Here is a 22,868-nt window from a genome sequence, read left to right as displayed (position 1 = left end):
TGGAGACAAGGAGAACAGGGTGCCACAATCCCTGTTCTCTTTTTTTATGCGCGTCATTCACCTGTTATCTGCTCGCCGGCGCCAGTGCTCGGCGCCTGCCAAGGAGTTGCCTGATGTCATCGATGAGCTGGGAGCGACTGCTGGAACCGAGTCGCCTGCATGACGCACCGGGCACCGTATCGCGTGAGATGGGGCGGACTCCCTTCCACAAGGACCACGATCGCATCGTGTTCGCGGGCTCCTTCCGTCGCCTGGGGCGCAAGACCCAGGTCCACCCGCTGACCGACAACGACCACATCCACACGCGCCTCACCCACTCGCTGGAAGTCGGCTGCGTCGGTCGCTCGCTGGGCATGATGGTCGGCGAGAAGCTCAAGGAGCAGTTGCCCGACTGGATCACACCGTCGGATCTCGGCGTCATCGTCCAGACCGGCTGCCTGGGGCATGACATCGGCAATCCGCCCTTCGGCCACGCCGGGGAGTACGCCATCCGCGACTGGTTCGCCGCCGAGGCCGCCAGTGATCACGGTCGGCTGGCCGGGCTGAGCGATGCAGAGCATGAGGACCTGCTCACCTACGAAGGCAATGCCCAGGGCTTTCGCATCGTCACCCAGATCGAATACAACCAGTTCCATGGCGGCATGCGCCTGACGGCAGCGACGCTGGGCACGCTGCTCAAGTACCCGTGGACGGTGGAGCACGCCACGGCCGGCGGCAAGTTCGGCTGTTATCAGAGCGAGCGCGTGCTGCTGGATCAGGTCGCCGAGCGTTGCGGGTTGCTGGCGCGGGCCGATGGCCGCTGGTGCCGTCACCCGCTGGCGTGGCTGGTCGAGGCCGCCGATGATATCTGCTATGCGTTGCTGGACCTGGAAGATGGCCTCGAGATGGGCATCCTGCAGTTCGAGGAAGTGTTCGAGATTCTCACCGGCATCAGCGGTGGCGAGCCCCGCGAATACCAGGAGATGGTCGCCCGCGGCACCTCCCAGCGGCGCAAGGTGGCGGCGCTGAGAGGCGCGGCGATGGAGCGTGCCGTCAATGATGTCGCCGAGGCTTTCGTGCAGCGCGAGACGGAACTGCTGGCCGGCACGCTCAGTGAAGACCTGCTCGACCTGTGCCACCCCGACCTCGGTTGGGGCGTGCGGGAAGCCAAGAATCTGGCGCGCCAGAAGATCTTCCGCAACGAGCGCAAGGCCAAGCTGGAGATCGGCGCCTACACCACGCTGGGTATCCTGCTCGAGGCCTTCATCGGCGCTGCGCATGAGTTGCATACCAAGGGGCGCTCCAGCTTCAAGCATCAACGTGTGCTGGCATTGATCGGCGAGAACACGCCGACCAAGGACTGGGATCTCTACCGCAGCTATCGGCGCATGCTCGATTTCATCGGCGGCATGACGGACCACTTCGCGGTGGATCTCGCCCAGGAGATGGGCGGCCGTCTGCGCGGCGACTGAGAGCGAGGCACCATCAGCTCGATCATCTCAAGCCTGATTATTTCCACCAGGGAACGGCAGCAGTGCCGTTCCCTGGTGGATGCCTGCTCTCCGGCCTGACATCTGCCGCTTTTCCTGCGTCTCCCCTGCGTCTTACCCCTCTGGGGCTGCCCACCTCTGGGGCTGCCCACCTCTGCGCTGCCTGTTCTGGGTCGTGCTGACTGTGCCTTTCCTGCTGATTTGCCTGTCGCTGCCAGCTCTGTCGTCGTGCTTCCTGTTCCTCCCTTGGCCTTAACGCCAAGGCCTGTCATGCGCTAATAAATGACTTGCTTGCGTTAAATTAACTTTACGTAGCCGCTTGGATCGTTGTACTAGGATTGTACGCAGTGGGGATGCGTGTATCGCAATCACTCATGATAAGCTGTTATCATGCATGGCAATAACGATAAATGAGGCTTATATATGAGCAAGGAAACCCGAAAGGTATCCGCCAAGACGGCGGGGGATCGGCCGGAAAAGCCCTTCGACATGATCGACAAGCCGACCTTCTTCGGCTCGATCTTCCTGCTGTTGGCAGTGACGCTGCCCCTGGTCATCTTCCCCGAGCAGGGCGCGATGTGGGTATCGGCGGCCAAGAACTTCGTCACCAGCAAGCTCGGCGTGCTCTATCTGCTGCTCGGCGTGGGGGCCGGCGGCTTCATGATCTACATCATCTTCAGCGACATCGGTCAGATAAAGCTCGGTGATGCCGAGGAGAAGCCCGAATTCTCCATCGTCTCATGGGCGGCGATGCTGTTCTGTGCCGGTATCGGGGCCTCCATCCTGTACTGGTCGATGATCGAGTGGGTCTACTACTACCAGTCGCCCCCATTCCATGTGGAAGGCCAGACACCGGAGGCAGCGGAATGGGCCGCGGCCTACGGTATCTTCCACTGGGGCCCGCTGGCATGGGCGATCTACCTGATTCCCGCCGTGCCGATCGCCTATTTCTACTACGTGCGTCACCACAGCGTGCTGAAGATTTCCGAGGCGCTGATGCCGGTGCTGGGTGAAAAGCTGGCGCATGGCTGGCTGGGCAAGCTGATCGATATCAGCTTCATCTTCGGCATGCTGGGTGGCGGTGCGACCACCCTGGGTCTGGCGGCACCGATGATCAACGAGGGGGTGCATGAGCTGTTCGGGGTGCCCAAGTCGCTGACCACGCAGATCGTGGTGCTGCTGGTGTGTACCGCCCTGTTCGGCTACAGCGCCTACGTGGGCCTCAAGAAGGGCATCAAGCTGCTGTCAGACATCAACTTCTGGCTGGCGGTCGGCCTGTTGCTGTTCATCTTCATCGCGGGGCCGACCCTGTTCATGGCCAATACCGGTCTTGATGCGCTGGGCCGCGTGATGAGCAATCTGATCCACATGGCCACCTGGCTTGAGCCGTTCGCCGAGTTCAAGGGCTTCGAGGACACGCACTTCCCGCAGGACTGGACCATCTTCTACTGGGCCTGGTGGCTGGTGTTCGCGCCCAGCGTGGGGCTGTTCATCGCGCGTATCTCGCGGGGCCGCACCATCCGCGCCATGGTCGCCGGTTCAATGTTCTTCGGCACCATGGGCTGCTTCCTGTTCTTCATGGTGATGGGTAACTACGGCCTCTACCTGCAGCTGTCCGGTGAGCTGGACGTGGTCACCATCCTCAATGACCAGAGCCCGACTGCGGCCATCTTCGCGATGCTGCACACGCTGCCGCTGGATTACGTGGTGATCTTCGCCTTCACGCTGCTGGCGCTGATCTTCACCGCGACCACCTTCGACTCCATCTCCTACATTCTGGCCGCTGTGGTCCAGAAGGAAGTCGATGAAGAGCCGATGCGCTGGAACCGCCTGTTCTGGGCCTTCGCCCTGTCGTTCATGCCCATCGTGCTGATGTTCATCGGCGGGCTGGAGACCCTGCAGACGGCCTCCATCATCGGGGGTGTTCCGCTATTGGCAGTGGCCTTGATGCTGTGCATCTCCATCGTGCGCGCCGCGCACTATGACCTGCGCTACCAGCCGGATTACACGGTCAAGGAAATCAACATCGAGGAATTCCCGGCAGACGACCCCTGGACCGAAGACGGCACTTGGGAAATACCCGACGAGGACGTGCCGGCAGCAGGCAAGCCGCGGCAGGACCCGCCCAAGGATCATATCGAAGGCGACCCGCACAGCCGTCCCTCACGCCTGTGAGGAGATGAGCCGGCCGGCCAGTTGAACGGCCAGTGTCAGACGACAAGACGCCGCCCATTGGGCGGCGTCTTGTCGTTCAGGGCAGGCAAGGGGCAGCGTGATGACGCGCCCGCAAGATGTCAGCCGGTCTCCTTGAGTGTCGTGCGGCGCACGCGGCGCGGCGTCAGTAGCGGTGGCGTCGGGTCGTTGTCGCTGCTGTCGAGCGCCAGATGGCGGAGGATGGCGGCACCGATGCGCCGCGAGCTGTCCGGGATGCCCTGATTGCCGAACAGGCGGTTGAACTCGAACACGAGCGGATGGCCATCGACCATCGCGATATCGAAGCCGGCATGATCGACACTCAGTGCCTCGGCCAGGTGCAGGGCCAGGGCGATGGCGGGGGCCGGGATATTGTCGTAGGCCGTCTCGCCGCCCTGACTGACATTGGAGCGATAGCCACCCAGCGGCGTGACGCGCCAGTAGGCGGTGATGACTTCGCCACCCACCACCACGATGCGCAGGTCGCGGTCGATCTCCAGGCGCGGCTGGGCATACAGCACCGGATGCTCCGCCGCATGCGCCTCCAGCTCGCCTCGCGACTGGATCAGCTTCACGCCGACGCCCATCGAGCTTTTGACTTCCTTGACGATCAGCGGGTAGCCGAAGCGCGCCTCGATATCGTCGATTGCCTGACGGCTGGCGCCGCGAATCTCGGTCGGTGGCACATTGTCCGGGCAGATGGCCTGAAAGACGCGTGTCTGCTCGACCTTGTCGTGGCCGATCGCGTAGCTGGGCAGGCTGGGGAAGATGCGTTTGCCGAGCCCGTAGACCAGGGTGGTGATCTGCCAGTATTCGGGAAACAGCAGGATGTCGGCGGCGCGGACCTCGTCGAGGTGATCCAGCATGCGCTCCGGCTTGATATAACGAACACCGGGAATGCCGAGGGTACGAAAAGCGTCGAAGGTGATGAGTTTCATGCGGGATATGTCGCCAAGAGCGCCATCATTGCGATAGCGCGATAAGGTTGCCAAGGCTGGACCGGCGCGTATTTAACGCCGGGCGGGGCGCCTTGGCAAGCCTTTGTCTGGCGCGGCCATGCTCCGAGGGGTCGGAGCATGGCGGAGGATCAACTGGTGGCGAGGCGCTCGGCCTGGACGCGGTCGAGAATCGCCTCGTTGATGCGCTGCTTGAGGGCGTCATCCAGGGTCGGGCAACCCTCTTCGGGAGCCATGCAATGGGTGCTCAGCCACTCGGCGAGGCCCTCGCCATTGACGACTTCGGGGTCATTCTCGCGCTGGGTCCCCTCGCGCACGATCTGCCAGCCCGGCAGCGCCAGCAGCCCCTTCACCGGCACGTCGACACCGCATTCACGCTTCAGCCAGGCGGCCGTCCAGTCGCGTGCGGTACGTGTCTCGCGCAGCGGTTTGCGCTCGCGATAGCCCGGGAAGTACAGGCGACCATCCTTGAGCTTGACCTCATCCTTGAGTGCGCCCAGCGCATCCAGCGGCCGCGAGCGCGCCTTGGTGCGAATGGCATAGGCGCCGGCGGGGGTGACCACCAGATGATCGATATGGAAACCATCGGCCGGCACGTCGTGATAGACCATGCTGGTCAGCTGTTCCGGGCGGATCAGCTGGTCGAGTTCCTGACCGATGGACAGCTCGCAGGCCAGCCCCAGCTTGAGCTTGCGGATGCGCTGGAAGTGACGCGTCAGGCGCAGCGCGAACACCAGCACCAGCAGCGCACAGGCCAGACCGTAGGCGGCCCACTCAAGCCAGTTCTGCTCTTCGCCGAACACCATGCGCCCCATGCCGTAGACCAGCGGACTCAAGGTGATGAGCGGGCCGAGCGCCCCGTCGAGAAACAGCGCCTGGAAGGCCTCGTCGAGACGATCGCGCAGGCTCTGGCCCGGTTCACGCAGCTGGCGGCGGGTCAGCGGCGACTGGATGCGCCGCTCATGCAGGCCGCGCATGCCCAGCACCACCAGCGCGATGGCACCCAGAGGGGTAAGGAAGAAGACAGGTAACAGGTATTCCAGCCAATCCATTGGGGTGTCCTATCGGTGAGAGACGGGCCTACTGGTCAAGTCGAGCGTACTGGTCGAGTCAAACGTACTGATCGGGCCGGGCGCACGCACCATCAATGGCCCAGCGCACGCGGCAGCGGCGTGAGCGGGATCTCGACCTCGCCCTGTGAGGTACTGGCGTCATCCAGTACCGGCACCGCGCTGTCATTGATCCAATACAGGCGGCCCTCGCTGCGCACATCGGCTTGCAGCGCATAGCGATGGCCTTCCTCGATGGCATTGCGGTCGTACTGCAGGCTGACCGGGAAAGGCCCTTCACGCAGGCCGCCATAGCGGGTACTGGCAATCAGCCCGGCCTCGGCGTCGGCGCGGGAGACATCCACCAGGCGCACTTCCAGCATCGCATCCGGCGGTGCCGTGAAGGCCTGCTGTGGCACCACGCGCGCCTCCAGCTGCGTGAAGTCCGGGCCGGTCATGCAGCCACCCAGCCCGAGCGTGGCCAGCAGCAGGCCAGAGAGCGAGAGCGTGCGAGCCGAAGGCCGGCGTGGCGTGATGAAGTTCAGCATGGAAATCCCTTGTGCAGCGAGATGGAAGGCAAAGGTGCGCGCAGCAGGCGTTCAGCCACCGGCCAGCTTGACGGTATAGCCCATCCGCGTGAGTTCAGCCTTGAGCGTCTCGCGGTGATCGCCCTGGATCTCCACGATGCCATCCTTGAGGCTGCCGCCAGTGCCGCACCGCTGCTTGAGAGTCTTGGCCAGGGCCTTGAGTTCCTTCTCGGCGAGCGGAATCCCGCTCACGGTGGTCACGCCCTTGCCCTTGCGACCGCTGGTCTCGCGACGGATACGCACCACGCCATCGAGGCTTGCCAAGCGTTCACGCTCGGCGAGGTCGGCACATTCGCACTCGGCTTCGGCACGCCGACACTCAGGGCAGGTTGCGCCATGTTCGGTGGAATAGACAAGCCCGGACAGTTGATCCTTGAGCGAGGCCATGATGTCTCCTGCGATACGGTGATGAATGATCAATGCCAAACGGAATCTCGAAAGGATACCTGCGTGCGCGAGAGGCTGGCACCCTGAGGCGCATAAAAAAGGCGACCCCGAAGGGTCGCCTTTCTCTTCTTTCCCGGCCTGCTTGCGTGCGGGCAGTCTGGCAGGGAGACCTTGGCGGGTGCCGCCCGATCAGTTGATCTTCGGGTCCAGCTCGCCACGGTTGTAACGCTCGAACATCGCTTCGAGGTTGATCGGGTCGATCTTGCTGCCATGACCGGCGGCACCGAAGGCTTCGTAGCGGGCGATGCAGATGTCGCGCATCGCCTTCACGGATTCCTTCAGATACTTGCGCGGGTCGAATTCAGACGGGTTCTGCGCCATGAAGCGACGGATGGAACCGGTAGAGGCCAGACGCAGGTCGGTGTCGACGTTGATCTTGCGCACGCCGTGCTTGATGCCTTCGACGATCTCATCGACCGGCACGCCGTAGGTTTCCGGAATCTTGCCGCCGTATTCGTTGATGATTTCCAGCCAGTCCTGCGGCACGGAGGAAGAGCCGTGCATCACCAGGTGAGTCTCGGGGATGCGGGCGTGGATTTCCTTGATGCGCTGGATGGACAGGGTGTCACCCGTCGGCGGCTTGGTGAACTTGTAGGCGCCGTGGGAGGTGCCGATGGCGATGGCCAGGGCATCGACGTGGGTCTTCTTGACGAAGTCGGCGGCTTCTTCCGGGTCGGTCAGCATCTGGTCGTGGTCCAGCTTGCCTTCGGCACCGATGCCGTCTTCTTCACCGGCCATGCCGGTTTCCAACGAGCCGAGGCAACCCAGCTCGCCTTCGACGGACACGCCACAGGCGTGGGCCATCTCGACGGTGCGACGGGTCACATCGACATTGTATTCGTAGCTGGTCGGGGTCTTGCCGTCTTCGCCCAGCGAGCCGTCCATCATCACCGAGCTGAAGCCCAGCTGGATGGAGCGCTGGCAGACTGCCGGCGAGGTGCCGTGATCCTGGTGCATGACCACCGGGATATGCGGGAATTCTTCCACCGCAGCCAGGATGAGGTGGCGAAGGAACGGCGCGCCCGCGTATTTGCGTGCGCCGGCGGAGGCCTGGACGATCACCGGGGAATCGGTGTGATCGGCGGCTTCCATGATGGCGCGCATCTGCTCGAGGTTGTTGACGTTGAACGCCGGGATGCCGTATCCGTACTCGGCTGCGTGGTCCAACATCTGGCGCATGCTGATCAATGCCATGACATCACCTGTCTTTTTGAGGAATCGAGTGGAGAAGCGTCGGGTGCCCCCCGTCAGCTGACGGGGAGCGACCTTGTGGCCGTGACTCTAAGCCTGCGCCAATGAGGACACAGGCGGGTTCAGCTTGCTGCGGCTTCCAATGCCGCAACGGCCGGCAGTACCTTGCCTTCCACGTATTCGAGGAAGGCGCCGCCACCGGTAGAAATGTAGGAGACGCGCGACTCGACGTCGTACTTGTCGATGGCCGCCAGGGTGTCGCCACCGCCGGCGATGGAGAAGGCGTCGCTCTCGGCGATGGCCATCGCCAGCTGCTCGGTGCCATTGGCGAACTGTTCGATCTCGAACACGCCGACCGGGCCGTTCCACAGAATGGTGCCGGCGTCCTTGAGCAGCGCGCCGAAGCGCGAGGCGGTCTCCGGACCGATATCCAGGATCATCTCGTCGTCCTGGACGTCGGCGACGGCGCGCACGACGGCTTCGGCCTTGTCGGAGAACTCGGTGGCGACGACGACGTCGGTCGGCAGCGGAATCTCGACCTTGTCCATCAGCGCGCGAGCGGTATCGAGCAGGTCAGCCTCGTAGAGGGACTTGCCGACGTTGTAACCGGCCGCCGCGATGAAGGTGTTGGCGATGCCGCCACCGACGATCAGCTGATGGCACTTGTCGGACAGCGCCTTGAGCACGTCCAGCTTGGTGGAGACCTTGGAGCCGCCGACGATGGCGACCATCGGCGCACGCGGTGCGGCGAGTGCCTTCTCGAGGGCTTCCAGCTCGGCGGCCAGCAGCGGGCCGGCGCAGGCGTCCGGAGCGAAGCGTGCCACGCCATGGGTCGAGGCCTGGGCACGGTGCGCGGTGCCGAAGGCATCCATCACGTAGACATCGCACAGCGCGGCGTAGGCGCGGGACAGGGATTCCTCGTCCTTCTTCTCGCCCTTGTTGAAGCGCACGTTCTCCAGCAGCACGACCTCGCCTTCGGCGACATCCGGTGCCGTGTCGAGGTAGTCGTTGATCAGGCGCACCGGGCTGCCCAGCAGCTCGCCCAGATGTGCCGCGACCGGTGCCAGCGAGAACTGGTCTTCCGGCTCACCCTCGGTGGGGCGGCCCAGATGACTCATCAGCATCACGCGTGCGCCGGCGTCACGTGCCGCCTTGATGGTCGGCAGGCTGGCACGGATGCGCGCGTCGCTGGTCACCTGACCGTCGCGGATCGGCACGTTGAGATCTTCGCGGATCAGCACACGCTTTCCGGACAGGTCGAGGGCGGTCATCGTTTGCACGTTCATGACGGGTTCCTTGGTCGTGAATCGGTGGAGAGAGCTTCCCTCGCCAGAGGCGTTGTCATCTCGCAGGCGTGCCAATGGGTGGCGACGTCCAGCATGCGATTGGCAAAGCCCCATTCGTTGTCGAACCAGCACAGCATCTTGATCAGCCGGCCGCCGGCAACACGGGTCTGGGTCGCATCCACGATACCCGAGCGCGGATCGTGGTTGAAGTCGATGGAAGCCGTCGGCTCCTCGCTCAATCCCATCAGGCCCTGCAGGCGTTGGGCGCAGGCCTCGCGCAGCAGGTCATTGACCTCATCCGCGCTCACGTCACGCTTCACCTCGATGGACATGTCCATGCAGGACACGTTGATGGTCGGCACGCGCAGGTGCAGACATTCGAAGCGTCCTTCCAGGTGCGGCATCAGGCGGTTGATGCCCTTGGCCAGGCCGGTGTCCACCGGCACGATCGAACTCATCGCCGAGCGCGTCAGGCGCAGGTCCGTCTGGTGGTAGGCGTCGATCACCGGCTGGTCGTTCATCGCCGAGTGCACCGTGGTGGTGACGCCGCGCTCCAGTCCGAAGGCCTCTTCCAGCACCGTCAGAAGCGGAATCAGGCAATTGGTGGTGCACGACGCCGCCGAGACGATGCGCATGCCGCTGCCTGCCTGCCCTGCCTCGGCGGGGGCCAGCGCCGACTGGTTGATGCCGCACACGATGGTGGCATCGACATCGGCGTCGGTATCGCCGGGCTGGGAGAACAGCAGCCGTCCGGCGCCTGCCGCCAGATGCCGCTCGGCGGTGGCGCGGTCCTTGAAGCTGCCGGAGCACTCCAGCACCAGGTCAATCCCCAATGCCCGCCAGGGCAGGCAATCTGGATTGGCCTCGGACAGGATGCTGATCGCATGGCCGTTGACGACCAGCTGGCCGTCGCGCTGTTCCACCGTGCCGGGGAAGCGGCCGTGGGTGGTGTCGTAGCGGGTCAGATAGGTGATGGTGTCCAGGTCTGACAGCTCGTTGATCGCGACCACTTCCAGCGGCAGTGCCTCACCGCGTGCTTCACGTTCTACCAGCGCTCTCAGCACACACTGACCGATGCGTCCGTAGCCATTGATGGCCACTCGCAAGGGAGCGTTTCCCTGGCGTCGGGACGCCTTGTCTCCCTGGGGAGCGTCGGCGGTGGGCAGAGGCGGCTGGTGGTTCAAGGATGTCGTGTTCCGAGTGTTTTTCAGGGGGTCCATGGTAGCGCATCGCTTTGCTGGGCGGAGGGAGCGAAAGGCGCGCAAGCGCCTGATTTCTGGTTTTTTTCGTCTAAGGGCACGTAGTCACACTACCCAACTGGAGGGGTTGTGTAGTCGCCGTCTGCGCTGTCTGTCGTGGGCATGATCGCCGGAGAATGACCGCTCATGCAGGATGAATCGTGTCATCAAGCCGCGACTCGTGTGAGCCACGTCGACTACAGGCGACAGCCGGTGACGCTTGAGGGCTCCTCGAGTGTCGCACAGACGAAAACGCCGCCGCTCCCAGCGGGAGGCGGCGGCGTCGATCTGCATCCCACTCCGTCATCGACGGGGTGGGTCAGGCGGTGATCAGCCCAGCAGCTTGTTGGCGCGTTCGACCACGTTCTCGACCGTGAAGCCGAAGTGCTTGAACAGGTCGCCAGCCGGCGCGGATTCCCCGAAGGTCTCCATGCCGATGATGTCGCCGTTCAGGCCGACATACTTGAACCAGTAGTCACGATGACCGGCTTCGATCGCCACACGCGCGGTGACGGAAGACGGCAGCACGGATTCGCGGTATTCCGCGTCCTGCGCATCGAACAGGTCGGTGGCCGGCATGGACACGACACGCACGGCGCGACCGGCGGCTTCCAGCTCGGCAGCGGCATCCATCGCCAGGCCGACTTCGGAGCCGGTGGCGATCAGGATCACTTCCGGCTGGCCGTTGGCAGCATCCTTCAGCACGTAACCGCCACGACTGATGTTGGCCAGCTGGGCCTTGTCGCGGTTCTGGTGCGGCAGGTTCTGACGCGACAGGATCAGCGCGGTCGGGCCGGAGTGACGCTTGATGGCTGCATCCCACGCTGCCGCGGTCTCCACGGCATCCGCCGGACGCCAGGTGGACAGGTTCGGCGTGGTGCGCAGGCTGGTCAGCTGTTCGATCGGCTGGTGCGTCGGGCCATCTTCGCCAAGACCGATGGAGTCGTGGGTAAAGACGTAGACGGCCTGCTGACCCATCAGGGCGGCCATGCGAACGGCGTTGCGCATGTATTCCATGAAGATCAGGAAGGTCGCGCCGTACGGGATGAAGCCGCCGTGCAGACCGGCGCCGTTCATGATCGCGCCCATGCCGAACTCACGCACACCGTAGTGCAGGTAGTTGCCGCTGAAGTCTTCGCGGGTGATCGCCTGGGCGCCCTTCCAGAAGGTCAGGTTGGACGGGGCCAGGTCGGCACTGCCGCCGAGCAGTTCCGGCAGCTGCGGGCCGAGCTGGTTCAGGCACTCGAAGGACGCCTTGCGCGAGGCCGGGCTGTCGCCGGCGGCCTGGGCATCCTCGATCATCTTCTCGCTGGTCAGGGCGTGCGGCAGCTTGCCTTCCAGGCGACGGGTGAACTCGGCGGCCAGTTCCGGGTGTGCTTCGGCGTAACGGGCGAAGCGCGCATCCCAGTCGCTCTCGAGCTTGGCGCCACGCTCGCTGGCGTCCCAACCCTGATAGATGTCTTCCGGAACGTGGAAGGGCGCGTGGGTCCAGCCCAGCTTCTCGCGGGTGGCAGCGACTTCGTCGTCACCCAGCGGCGCGCCGTGGCAGGACTCGGTGCCTTCCTTGTTCGGGGAGCCGAAGCCGATCACGGTCTTGCAGATGATCAGGCTCGGCTTGTCGTCGTGGCTCTTGGCCAGGGCGATGGCGGCGTTGATCTCTTCCGGCTTGTGGCCGTCGACGTTGGAGACGACGTGCCAGCCGTAGGACTCGAAACGCTTGGCGGTGTCATCGGTGAACCAGCCTTCGACTTCGCCATCGATGGAGATGCCGTTGTCGTCATACAGGGCGATCAGCTTGCCCAGACCCAGGGTGCCGGCCAGCGAGCCGACCTCGTGGGAGATGCCTTCCATCATGCAACCGTCACCCAGGAAGCACCAGGTGGTGTGGTCGACGACGGTGTGACCCGGACGGTTGAACTGCGCCGCCAGTGTCTTCTCGGCGATCGCCATGCCGACGGCATTGGCCAGACCCTGACCCAGCGGGCCGGTAGTGGTCTCGATGCCCGGCGCGTAGCCGTATTCCGGGTGACCGGCGGTCTTGGCGTGCAGCTGGCGGAAGTTCTGCAGGTCTTCAAGGCTCAGCTGATAACCCGAGAGGTGCAACAGGGAGTAGAGCAGCATGGAGCCATGGCCGTTGGACAGCACGAAGCGGTCACGATCGGCCCAGTTCGGGTTGGCCGGGTTGTGCTTGAGGTGGTCGTTCCAGAGCACTTCAGCGATGTCGGCCATGCCCATGGGGGCGCCGGGGTGGCCAGACTTGGCCTTCTGAACGGCGTCCATGGAAAGTGCACGGATGGCGTTGGCCAGGTCAAAACGGGAAGGCATGCAGTAGCTCCTCGCCTGCGGGCGTCAAGAGTGGGGCAATGAATCACGGCGTGCTGCGCCGGACGCTCAGTGCATCCCGAGAGCCAGGGCATGCTGCTGCCTAGGTCTCCTTCAGGACTGTGCGCCTGAAACAGTGCGCCGGAAAGGACAGTGCGTCGCGTGAACCTTGTACGCGCGGACTCGCGTCCGAGCGTGATCTCCGGGCGGGTATTGTCACCGAGATGACAGGGCGCGGCAAATCGCATCCGGGATGTGCGCTCGTCCAAAGGTGGCAACGGCTTATTACCCTGTGTGCAGCGCTTGTCGCAAAAAGGTCTCGATTGGACGGCCCCACGGGCCCCATTGCGCTAGGAACTCACATAAGTGGCGTGTAAACTCGCCCCCCCGAGGCTCAACCGCCCGTGTTGAGCTTCATCGTGCGCCGCAAGCGTGTTTCTACTCGGTCGTCAACGCAGTCTGCCGTCAGTGGCCGAATCATCCCCGCATCCGAAAAGAGGGTCGAGGACCAATGAGCGAATACTCACTCTTCACATCCGAGTCCGTGTCCGAAGGGCATCCGGACAAGATTGCCGACCAGATTTCCGACGCCGTGCTCGATGCCATCATCGCGCGCGACAAGCAGGCACGCGTGGCGTGCGAAACGCTCGTCAAGACAGGCGTTGCCATCGTGGCCGGTGAGATCTCCACCAGCGCGTGGGTGGATCTCGAGGAGCTGGTACGTCGTGTCATCACCGATATCGGCTATACCTCTTCCGACGTCGGCTTCGACGGCGAGACCTGTGGTGTCCTCAACCTGATCGGCAAGCAGAGCATCGATATCGCCCAGGGCGTCGATCGCACCAAGCCGGAAGATCAGGGCGCGGGCGACCAGGGCCTGATGTTCGGCTACGCCACCAACGAGACCGACTCCTTCATGCCGGCGCCGATCCACTACGCCCACCGTCTGGTGGAGCGTCAGGCGGAACTGCGCAAGAACGGCATGCTGCCGTGGCTGCGCCCGGATGCGAAGAGCCAGGTCACCTTCCGCTACGACGAAGCCGGCAAGCCCGTCGCCGTCGAAGCCGTCGTGCTGTCGACCCAGCATGACCCGGAAGTGTCCCAGGAAGACCTGCGCGCGATGGTCAAGCGCGAGATCATCGAGCAGGTGCTGCCGGCCGAGTGGCTGTCCGAGACCACCGAATACCACATCAACCCGACCGGCAACTTCGTCATCGGTGGCCCGGTGGGCGACTGTGGTCTGACGGGTCGCAAGATCATCGTCGACACCTACGGCGGCATGGCCCGTCACGGTGGTGGTGCCTTCTCCGGCAAGGACCCGTCCAAGGTCGATCGCAGCGCCGCCTATGCCGGTCGCTACGTGGCCAAGAACGTCGTCGCCAGCGGCCTGGCCGACAAGTGCGAGATCCAGGTCTCCTACGCCATCGGTGTCGCCGAGCCGACCTCCGTCTCGATCAACACCTTCGGCACCGGCAAGATCAGCGATGCCAAGATCGTCGAGCTGGTGCGCGAGCACTTCGACCTGCGTCCGTACGCCATCACCACCATGCTGGACCTGGCGCATCCGATGTATCAGCTGACCGCTGCCTACGGCCACTTCGGTCGTGAGCCGTTCGAGCACAGCTACAGCTGGACCGACGTGAGCGGCGAGCAGAAGACCGAAACCTTCACCGCCTTCCCGTGGGAAAAGACCGATCGTGCCGCTGGTCTCAAGGCTGCCGCTGGCCTGTAAATCCGCCAGCTCGACAGGCCTGGCAGGTGGCGGACGTCTCGCCCCTCGCTTTCGGCGCCATGACAAGAAAACCCGCCTCGGCGGGTTTTCTTGTCTCTGGCCCTCCTTCGGACAGCAACAGGAGAGATGCCCAGTGGCTGATCTACGCTATCTCAAGGGCTACGCCCCCGAGATTCAACAGCAGGCGAGTGAACTGCTGGCGTCGGGCAAGACGGCAGCCTTCTTTCTCGGCAAGTATCCCGAGCCTCATCAGCTGCAGGGTGCGCGGGCGCTGCATGACTACACCATGGCGCTGAAGAATCAGTATCTGCGCAGCTCGGCGCCGATCAGCAAGGTGATCTACGACGACCGGATTCACGTCATCGACAACGCCCTGGGGCTGCACACCTTCGTGTCGCGGGTGCAGGGCAACAAGCTCAAGGCCAAGAACGAGATCCGTATCTCGTCGCTGTTCCGGCGCCTGCCGGAGCCACTGCTCAACATGATCGTGGTGCATGAGCTGGCGCATCTGCGCGAGAAGGCCCACGACAAGGCGTTCTACCGGCTCTGCTGTCACATGCAGCCGGAGTATCATCAACGTGAGTTCGAGCTGCGTCTCTATCTCTGCCACCGTGAACGCCACGGCGATCTCTGGTAGCCGCCTCCATTCTGGTAGCCACGAGCCGTTCTGGACAGTCACGCTCAGTTCAGACAGCCACGCGGCTGCTCACGCGACAGAAGAACTGGAAAGAATGACAAGGACGTCATGCCATCAGGGGTATCGGCGCCACTGCAAAGGACCGTTTTCGGATGCTCAATCTCGCTGCACTGTTCATCACCATCACTGCCGTGTGCATGTGGTTCAATCATCGCGTCCTGCGCCTGCCGCCGACCATCGGCGTGATGGCCATCGGCCTGGTGCTGTCGCTGGGCGTGATCGGGCTCGATCACTTCGCGGTGACCACCGTCGTGGCCGATACCGCGGAAGACTGGTTGGGCCGAATCAACTTCAACAGCCTGCTGATGGACGGCATGCTGTCCTTCCTGCTGTTCGCCGGCGCGCTGCACGTGGACCTCTCGCGCCTCAAGGCCTACCGGCGCTCCATCGGCCTGCTGGCCACGCTGGGCGTGCTGATCTCGACGCTGGTGATCGGCTCCGCCGCCTGGTGGCTGTTCCAGTGGGCCGGTATCGAGGTGCCCTACCTGTATTGCCTGGTGTTCGGTGCGCTGATCTCGCCCACCGATCCGATCGCCGTGCTCGGCATCATGCGCAGTGCCGGCGCGCCTGCCGACATGGAAATCCGCATCGTCGGCGAATCGTTGTTCAATGATGGCGTGGCGGTGGTGCTGTTCACCGCGCTGCTGAGTGCGGCGTCGGCCGGCAGCGGTGAGGTCGAGCTCGGCCACATGGGGCTCTTGTTCCTCGAGGAAGCGGGTGGCGGCATTCTGCTGGGGCTGGCGCTGGGCGCGCTGGTCTACCAGCTGATGCGCAGCATCGACCAGTATCAGGTCGAGGTGATGCTGAGTCTGGCGCTGGTGCTGGGCGGCTATGCGCTGGCCTCGGCGCTGCATGTCTCCGGCCCCATCGCGATGGTGGTGGCGGGGCTGATCATCGGCAACATGGCGCGTGATGGCGCCATGTCCGACAACACCCGCCGCTATCTGGACGGCTTCTGGGAGCTGGTCGACGAGATTCTCAATGCGGTGCTGTTCGTGCTGATCGGCCTCGAACTGGTACTGATGCCGATCACGCTGACCTCGATCGGCATCGCGCTGGTGCTGGTGGCGGTGATCCTGCTCTCGCGCCTGGCGCTGATCGGTCTTCCGCTGAGCATCTTGCGTCGCTGGTACATCTTCCGCCCCGGCACCACGCGCGTGCTCACTTGGGGCGGCCTGCGCGGTGGTATCTCGGTGGCGCTGGCACTGGCGATTCCCGAAGGCGACTTCCGCGAGCCGCTGGTGGTCACCACCTACATCATCGTGTTGTTCTCGATCCTCGTGCAGGGGTTGAGCATCGGCAAGCTGGTGACGGCGGTGGTCGGCGATCGTAGCCACGCGGGAGAGTCGAACGACAAGCACTGAGTCAAAGTCGGCCAATGCAAACGCCCCTTCACTGGCAGCAGTGAGGGGGCGTTTTCGTTTCGGTCGCGAGGCGCCAGCCAAGGGCAGTTTGCTGGCGGGTCAAAGGGCCGCCAGGCCCCGGGCAAAGACACCGCTGAGGGGTTTCACCTCACCCGCTTGCTTCGCGCGAGCGACAGCGGGCTGGCGCATCAGGGTCAGCAGCAGGTCGCGCCCCGCCAGCAGCGGGTCGACCACCGGCAGGCCGATCTCTGACGCAATGGCATCACGCAGCGGCCCCATCGCAGCGCAGCCCAGCACGATGCTGCCGGCACCGCTGGCTCTGGCGTGTTCACAGCGCTCCAGCAATGGCACGGGGGGAGTGCGCGCCTCGGACAGCGCGAGTACCGGTACGTCACAGGCCAGCAGCGCCTTGCACAGAGGGCGCATCGCATAGCGCTCCAGCAGCTGCTCGGACATCGGCAGCGTGCTGGTCATGCTGGTGACGATGGCAAAGGAGGGAGCCGCCAGTGTGGCCATGTGCATGGCGGCCTGGGCGATGCCGATCACCGGCACGGGGCTCAGTTCGCGTGCGGCCTCGAGGCCGGGGTCACCGAAGCAGGCCAGCAGATAGCCATCGGCGGGCGGGGTCTCCAGCAGGCCCTCACGATCACGGGCGATCAGCGCCAGCAGCGCGACCACCGCCATGGCTTCCTCAATGGCGGTCTCGATGCTGGGAGCGCCATGCTCGGCAGTCAGCACCTCGAGGTGGACGTCCCGGGCGAGCTGCCGTTGCAGCGAGTGCGCCATCTGCTGACTCATCGCCTGGCTGGTGTTGGGATTGATGACCTTGAGACGCAACATGGCGGGCTCTCTCATGATGGGTGGCTCGTGATGGGCTTTCTCGTGCCGGCGCGCGCCGGATGCGGGGCCGTGCGAGCGGAGCACACAAAACACGAGCAGCATCCGTGCCAGTCCGGGGACACCCGCTGGCGCAACGTTCGTTTCATTGTCGGCGCGCTGCTGTGGTGCATATGGCTAATACAGCGGAAGTTGATGGTGCCTGATGTCTCAGGAGTTGCCACGTACATGACGTTGCTGGCAGGGGTGTCACGCAGATCGGGCCTTGGGGAAAACGCTTGGAGATTGAAAATCCGCAACAAGTGTTTCACTGGCACGCTTGTTGATAAGGGGAGGGTATGGCGAGGCATGACGCCTCGTGACTGGCCCATGGCCCACAAGCCCCTCTGGAGACAACAATGACACCCCAGACTCCCCCTGATCTGAGCAACGCGAGCAAGCGGCTCATCAATGAGGACCTCGCCCCCTGCGAGCAGAACTGGAACTGGTACAACATCTTCTCGTTCTGGATGTCCGATGTGCACAGCGTCGGTGGCTACGTCTTTGCCGCCAGTCTGTTCACCCTGGGGCTGGCCAGCTGGCAGATTCTGGTCTCGATGCTGGTCGGCATTCTGGTGGTGCAGGTGTTCGCCAATCTGATCTCGCGGCCCAGCCAGCAGACGGGGGTGCCCTTCCCGGTGGTCTGCCGGCAGTCCTTCGGCATCTATGGTGCCAACATTCCGGCGATCATCCGCGGGCTGATCGCGGTGGTGTGGTACGGCATCCAGACGTATCTGGCGGCGCATGCCTTGATGCTGGTGCTGCTGCGCTACGTGCCGTCGCTGGAAGGGCTGACCGAGACCCAGCTGTTCGGGCTCTCGCAGCTGGGCTGGTACTGCTTCCTGTTCATGTGGGTACTGCAGGCGCTGGTGTTCTGGTGGGGCATGAATGCGGTGCGTCGCTTCATCGATTTCGCCGGGCCAGCCGTCTATGTGGTGATGTTCGCGCTGGCGGGCTGGATCGTCTGGCAGGCCGGCTGGGACAACATCAGCTTCACGCTGGGCAGCAAGACGCTCTCGGGCAGCGACGCCCTGTGGCAGATGGTGATCGCCGCGGCGCTGGTGGCGGGCTACTTCGCGGGGCCGACGCTCAACTTCGGGGACTTCTCGCGCTACTGCGCTACCCCTGGGGATGTGAAGCGCGGCAATTTCTGGGGCCTGCCGGTCAACTTCCTGCTGTTTGCCGTCATCACCGTGGTGGTGGTGTCCGGCACGCAGCCCATCTTCGGCGAGATGCTGCATGACCCGATGGAGACCGTCGCCCGCATCGACAATGGCGTCGCGGCAGCGCTGGGCATCCTGACCCTGGTGCTGGCGACCATCGGCATCAACATCGTGGCCAACTTCGTGTCACCGGCGTTCGACTTCTCCAATGTGGCACCGTCCCGCATCAGCTGGCGCATGGGCGGCATGCTCGCCGCCGTCGGCTCCATCTTCATCACGCCGTGGAATCTGTTCAACAACCCGGAGATCATCCAGTACACCGTGGGCATCCTCGCCGCAGCCATCGGCCCGGTGTATGGCGTGATCCTGTTTGACCACTATCTGGTCAACAAGGGCGGCATCAACACCAAGGCGCTGTTCACCGACAGCGCGGAAGGCGAGTACTTCTTCGAGAAGGGCGTCAACGTCGCGGCGGTCAAGGCGCTGCTGGTCTCCTCGGCGGTGACGCTGATCATCAGCTTCCTGCCGCTGGGCGACATCACCCACTTCACGCTGTTCATCGGCGGGCTGATGGCGACAGGGCTTTATGGCGTCTTCTCGGGGTACTGGCTGGGAGATGCCGCCTCTGCACGCATCTATGTGCCGGCCGGGGTACGCCAGAAGATGTCATGACGCTCAGGCCATGACCTGGCCGTGACCTGGCCGTGACCTGGCCGTGACCTGGCCGTGACCTGGCATTGCCTTGGCTTTACCTTCAGCGCCCTGCTGTCGCCACCGAGATGGATGACGACAGCAGGGCGCTTTCGTTCGTGTTGCCGGCACATTCGTGTTGCCGGCACATTCGTGTTGCGACGCGTCTTTGCCCTTGCTTCGCCTGCCCGGCCTGATGACACAGCACATTGTTCTATCAGGCAGTCGGTAATCTTGCGTTTACTGATCAACTCTTTATTCCAGTGAGGTGTGCTCTGCGCGCGGTGTAACATTGGTTGATGCTACCGAGTGTCGAGGATGGAACATGCTGCTTCATGAACATCTGATATTGCCGGGCAGGGACGGTTCGGATATCGAAGCGCAGCACTATCGCACGCGAATCAACAATACCTTCATCATGTTCGCCATGGCGTGCTTCGCCTGCTTCCTGCTGTTTGACTATTTCCAGGTGCCGTCTGCCTGGCAGGCGTTGTGGGTGGGGCGGCTGATCATCTTCCTCTGCTGCCTGCTGTGCATCCTCCAGCTGCGCCGCGGCGGCGTGCATTCGGACAAGATCCTGCTGGCCGGGGCGATACCCGCCAACCTGTTCTTCTGCTTCGGTGCCGCGCTGATTCCGGATGCACTGACGCTGACGCTGTGGAACCTGAGTTTCTCGACCTGCATGCTGATCGCCATGCCCGCCTGGCTGGTGTGGGGCTGGCGCTACCAGCTGGCCAGCAGCCTGCCGCTGATACTGTGTTATGTGCCCATCTATGTGTGGCTGAGTCCCTTGTCGTTGACGACATTGGCCGGCGCTGGCGGTGCCTACATCCTGGGGACCCTCTTCATCGCGCCGGCACTGGCGCATGCCCGAGCCTCGACCTTCCATCGCACCATCCGGCTGCAGCGCACGCTGGAGGCGCGCAATCTCGAATTGCACGACATGAATCAGCGGTTGCTCACTCAGCAGAACGAGCTGGAATACCGCGCCAATCATGATCTGCTGACGGGGCTGCCCAATCGCCGTTTCGGCTTTGATTTTCTCGAGCGGATGCTGGCCGAGAGCACGAGCACCCGGCAATGCATGTCGATCCTGTTCGTGGATGTCGATCGCCTGAAGCACGTCAACGACAGCTTCGGGCACGCCGAGGGGGATCGCCTGATCCAGCTGGTGGCCCGGAGTGTCGCCCAGGCGGCCGGTGAAGATGGTCTGGCATGCCGCCTGGGCGGCGATGAATTCCTGGTCGTGATGCCCGGAGCCTGTGATATGGCCAGCCAGCAGGCGACGACCCAGCTGATGCGCCATCTTCAGGAGCAACGCCTGGAGCAGCAAATTCCCTTCCCGGTCGAGGTCAGTATCGGGCGCGTCACCCACGACCCGGTATTGCAGGGCGATGTGGATGTCGATGACCTGATCCATATCGCGGATGACCGCATGTATCGTCAGAAGCGCGCTCGGCGGCGGGCCATGGCGGGCGCCAACGACCCCCAGGCGTGAGAAAGCCCGCGATCTTCCCCTCATTCATGCTGCAAGTGATTGATGGCAATGGCTGTCATCGCTTTTTCATGTCGCTGTTACGGGTATGTCATCGCTTCCCCTCAGTCTTGCTGGGCAACGACAGGGGCCATCTGGGCCTCGCCTGTCGATTCCGCCTGGCAACCCAGAGGTGACTGACATGACCGCTCCGCAATCGGCTCCCCGTGATGAAATGCCGCCTGCTCCCGACGCTCTCGGTCAGGTTCGCACGCTGTTCATCTCCGATGTGCACCTGGGAACCTCGGACTGCCAGGCGGCGCTGCTTGCGAAGCTGCTGCGTCGCGTGCGCCCTGAACGCCTGTATCTGGTCGGCGATATCGTCGACCTGCTGGCGATGCGCAAGCGTGCGGTGCTCGACAAGGACCAGCAGGCGCTGGTGGCGCGGGTGCTGCGTCTGGCGCGCAGTGGCTGTGAGGTCATCTACATTCCCGGCAATCATGATGCCGCCTTCCGTCGCCTGTGTGGCCTGAAACTGCACAACGTGAGCATCGAGCGGCGCGCGATCCATACCACCGGCAGCGGTCGTCGCCTGCTGGTCTCCCACGGCGATGAATTCGACACCCATGTGCGTATCGCGCCGTGGCTGCTCAAGCTGGGCGATGGCATGCACGGCTTCATCCTGTCGCTCAATCGCTGGTGCAACCGCGCGCGTGGCATGTTCGGGCTGCCGTACTGGTCGCTGGCCAGCGCGCTCAAGCGTCGTAGCGGCACCGCCCAGCGCTATGTGGCCCAGTTCGAGGAAGCCGCCATGCGCCAGGCGCGTCTCGAAGGGCTGGATGGCTATGTCGGGGGGCATATCCACCAGGCGGGCTTCCGGGTCGAGGAAGGCGTGCTCTACTGCAACGACGGCGACTGGGTCGAGCACTGCACCGCGCTGGCGGAAGATGCCGAAGGCGCGCTGCACCTGATTGACTGGCAGGGTCAGATCCTCGAGACGGCGCCGCGCCATCTGATGCCGCGTCAGGCGCCGGCCGCGACGCCCGACGCCGTCACGCCCGAGATGGCGGGCGCCTGAGCCTCACCCCAGGCCGCTGATCGCCAGCATCCATGACAAATACAGCGGGATGATCAGCGGCGCCGCCAGGGTGGTCAGCATCACCGCGATCGCGCCCTTGGCCGGCTGGATATTCAGCTCGATGGCCAGCACGACCACATTGGCGGCCATCGGCACCACGCCCAGCAGCAGCAACACCTGCGCCAGCACCGGGTCGAGGGCGAACAGGCTGCCCAGCAGCATCACGCTGCCCAGACTCAGCAGCGGCCACATCACGAAGCGCAGACCGGTCGCGGCCAGAATGAAGCGCGGGTCGATCTCGCGCAGGCTGACCCCGCCCAGCGTCATGCCGATGATCATCATGCCCAGCACCGTGTAGCTGTACTTGAAGTAGTCGAGTCCCTCCATCACCGCCCCCGGTACCTCGAGCCCCAGCGTCCCCACCAGCAGGGCGGCCAGAAAGGCGTAGATCAGCGGCAGACGCACGATCTTGACCAGGCTCTGGCGCATCGAGAACTGCCCGCGCGCACTGACGTAGAAGCCCAGCGTGAACTCATACAGCGTGATGCCGAGCAGGCAGAACAGGTACTGGGTCACGCCTTCCGGCGGCAGCAACAGCATCGCGACCGGCAGGCCGAAGTAGCCGGTATTGCCAGTGCCGGAGGAGAAGGCGAGCAGGGCGGCTTCCTGCGGCGGGAAGAACTTCGCGGCCAGCGGGCGCACCAGCAGGCAGATGCTGCTGGCCAGCGAGAACAGTCCCAGCGTCAGGCCCAGATCACTCAGCGATGGCTCGCCGAGCACCAGCCCGCGGAAGAAGGTCAGCGGCGCGATCACATAGATCAGTAAGGTGGCGATGGGGCGCGGGTCGATCGCCAGGCGGCGTGCACAGAGGGCGCCGAGGGCGACGAAGGTGATCAGCATCCAGAGCGGTTGCTGCAGATCGATGTGGTCCATCACGGTTCCTTGTGAAGCATCATTGTCCTTTTGGCTCATCATGCCGTGTGGCCCCTGTCAGCGTCATCCCATGAATGTCGCGCATTGCGTCTTTCCTTGATCCGGCTGCGCATCGCGTGGTTG

At 63.8% G+C, this 22,868-nt stretch carries 18 protein-coding genes; 8 read left to right on the top strand and 10 right to left on the bottom strand.

Annotation, left to right across the window (positions count from 1 at the left end):
* Positions 1–113 precede the first annotated feature (113 nt).
* Together QD208_RS16170 and QD208_RS16165 are read left to right on the top strand one after the other, a co-directional pair.
* A complete protein-coding gene (locus QD208_RS16170) occupies positions 114–1,451 on the top strand; it encodes a deoxyguanosinetriphosphate triphosphohydrolase (RefSeq protein ID WP_279837429.1) in 1,338 nt (445 codons plus the stop codon).
* Between the two features lie 441 nt (positions 1,452–1,892).
* On the top strand, positions 1,893–3,644 hold the full coding sequence (locus QD208_RS16165) for a BCCT family transporter (RefSeq protein ID WP_215823615.1): 1,752 nt from the start codon (positions 1,893–1,895) through the stop codon (positions 3,642–3,644).
* A gap of 119 nt (positions 3,645–3,763) precedes the next feature.
* Here QD208_RS16165 and QD208_RS16160 read toward each other — a convergent pair whose 3' ends face one another.
* From QD208_RS16160 to tkt, 8 genes are all read right to left on the bottom strand, one after another.
* Positions 3,764–4,600, bottom strand: a complete 837-nt coding sequence (locus tag QD208_RS16160; protein ID WP_279837428.1) for a hypothetical protein — start codon at positions 4,598–4,600, stop codon at positions 3,764–3,766.
* Between the two features lie 149 nt (positions 4,601–4,749).
* Positions 4,750–5,670, bottom strand: coding sequence for a nuclease-related domain-containing protein (locus tag QD208_RS16155; RefSeq protein ID WP_153636704.1), 921 nt, complete (start codon positions 5,668–5,670; stop codon positions 4,750–4,752).
* Between the two features lie 92 nt (positions 5,671–5,762).
* Positions 5,763–6,215 carry a YbaY family lipoprotein gene (locus QD208_RS16150; RefSeq protein WP_279837427.1) on the bottom strand — a complete coding sequence of 151 codons (453 nt, stop codon included), beginning with the start codon at positions 6,213–6,215 and terminating at the stop codon, positions 5,763–5,765.
* Positions 6,216–6,266: 51 nt separating this feature from the next.
* The gene (locus QD208_RS16145) at positions 6,267–6,641 is read right to left on the bottom strand and encodes a translation initiation factor Sui1 (protein WP_043335744.1); all 375 of its coding nucleotides are present in this window, start codon (positions 6,639–6,641) and stop codon (positions 6,267–6,269) included.
* A 189-nt stretch (positions 6,642–6,830) separates the two neighbouring features.
* Entirely contained in the window at positions 6,831–7,895 is a 1,065-nt protein-coding gene (gene fba, locus QD208_RS16140; RefSeq protein ID WP_043335741.1) for a class II fructose-bisphosphate aldolase, read from the bottom strand.
* Positions 7,896–8,014: 119 nt separating this feature from the next.
* Positions 8,015–9,178, bottom strand: a complete 1,164-nt coding sequence (locus QD208_RS16135; RefSeq protein ID WP_043335739.1) for a phosphoglycerate kinase — start codon at positions 9,176–9,178, stop codon at positions 8,015–8,017.
* Positions 9,175–10,284, bottom strand: coding sequence for a glyceraldehyde 3-phosphate dehydrogenase NAD-binding domain-containing protein (locus QD208_RS16130; protein ID WP_242007714.1), 1,110 nt, complete (start codon positions 10,282–10,284; stop codon positions 9,175–9,177). The genes QD208_RS16135 and QD208_RS16130 overlap by 4 nt, the downstream gene beginning before the upstream one ends.
* A gap of 462 nt (positions 10,285–10,746) precedes the next feature.
* Positions 10,747–12,741 carry a transketolase gene (gene tkt / locus QD208_RS16125; RefSeq protein ID WP_043335737.1) on the bottom strand — a complete coding sequence of 665 codons (1,995 nt, stop codon included), beginning with the start codon at positions 12,739–12,741 and terminating at the stop codon, positions 10,747–10,749.
* A 508-nt stretch (positions 12,742–13,249) separates the two neighbouring features.
* Between tkt and metK the strand changes: the two genes are divergently transcribed.
* From metK to QD208_RS16110, 3 genes are all read left to right on the top strand, one after another.
* The gene (gene metK, locus QD208_RS16120) at positions 13,250–14,470 is read left to right on the top strand and encodes a methionine adenosyltransferase (protein ID WP_043335733.1); all 1,221 of its coding nucleotides are present in this window, start codon (positions 13,250–13,252) and stop codon (positions 14,468–14,470) included.
* A 133-nt stretch (positions 14,471–14,603) separates the two neighbouring features.
* Positions 14,604–15,107, top strand: a complete 504-nt coding sequence (locus tag QD208_RS16115) for a M48 family metallopeptidase (protein ID WP_043335730.1) — start codon at positions 14,604–14,606, stop codon at positions 15,105–15,107.
* Between the two features lie 152 nt (positions 15,108–15,259).
* Positions 15,260–16,531, top strand: a complete 1,272-nt coding sequence (locus QD208_RS16110) for a sodium:proton antiporter (RefSeq protein WP_279837426.1) — start codon at positions 15,260–15,262, stop codon at positions 16,529–16,531.
* Between the two features lie 99 nt (positions 16,532–16,630).
* Here the strand turns inward: QD208_RS16110 and QD208_RS16105 are convergent, their stop codons facing one another.
* Entirely contained in the window at positions 16,631–17,386 is a 756-nt protein-coding gene (locus tag QD208_RS16105; RefSeq protein ID WP_279837425.1) for an aspartate/glutamate racemase family protein, read from the bottom strand.
* 380 nt (positions 17,387–17,766) lie between these two features.
* Here QD208_RS16105 and QD208_RS16100 point away from each other — a divergent pair, with 380 nt between their 5' ends.
* The 3 genes from QD208_RS16100 (at position 17,767) to QD208_RS16090 (ending at position 21,812) form a co-directional block, all read left to right on the top strand.
* Entirely contained in the window at positions 17,767–19,242 is a 1,476-nt protein-coding gene (locus QD208_RS16100; RefSeq protein ID WP_279837424.1) for an NCS1 family nucleobase:cation symporter-1, read from the top strand.
* Between the two features lie 343 nt (positions 19,243–19,585).
* Positions 19,586–20,758 carry a GGDEF domain-containing protein gene (locus tag QD208_RS16095; RefSeq protein WP_215823609.1) on the top strand — a complete coding sequence of 391 codons (1,173 nt, stop codon included), beginning with the start codon at positions 19,586–19,588 and terminating at the stop codon, positions 20,756–20,758.
* A gap of 178 nt (positions 20,759–20,936) precedes the next feature.
* Positions 20,937–21,812 carry a UDP-2,3-diacylglucosamine diphosphatase gene (locus tag QD208_RS16090; RefSeq protein ID WP_279837423.1) on the top strand — a complete coding sequence of 292 codons (876 nt, stop codon included), beginning with the start codon at positions 20,937–20,939 and terminating at the stop codon, positions 21,810–21,812.
* 3 nt (positions 21,813–21,815) lie between these two features.
* On the opposite strand, the gene QD208_RS16085 is transcribed toward QD208_RS16090, so the two are convergent.
* A complete protein-coding gene (locus QD208_RS16085; RefSeq protein WP_054556323.1) occupies positions 21,816–22,745 on the bottom strand; it encodes an AEC family transporter in 930 nt (309 codons plus the stop codon).
* Positions 22,746–22,868 lie beyond the last annotated feature (123 nt).

The sequence above is a fragment of the Cobetia sp. 29-18-1 genome (assembly GCF_029846405.1).
Taxonomy (GTDB): Bacteria; Pseudomonadota; Gammaproteobacteria; order Pseudomonadales; family Halomonadaceae; genus Cobetia; species Cobetia amphilecti.
This window is presented reverse-complemented; position numbering and strand designations above follow the sequence as displayed.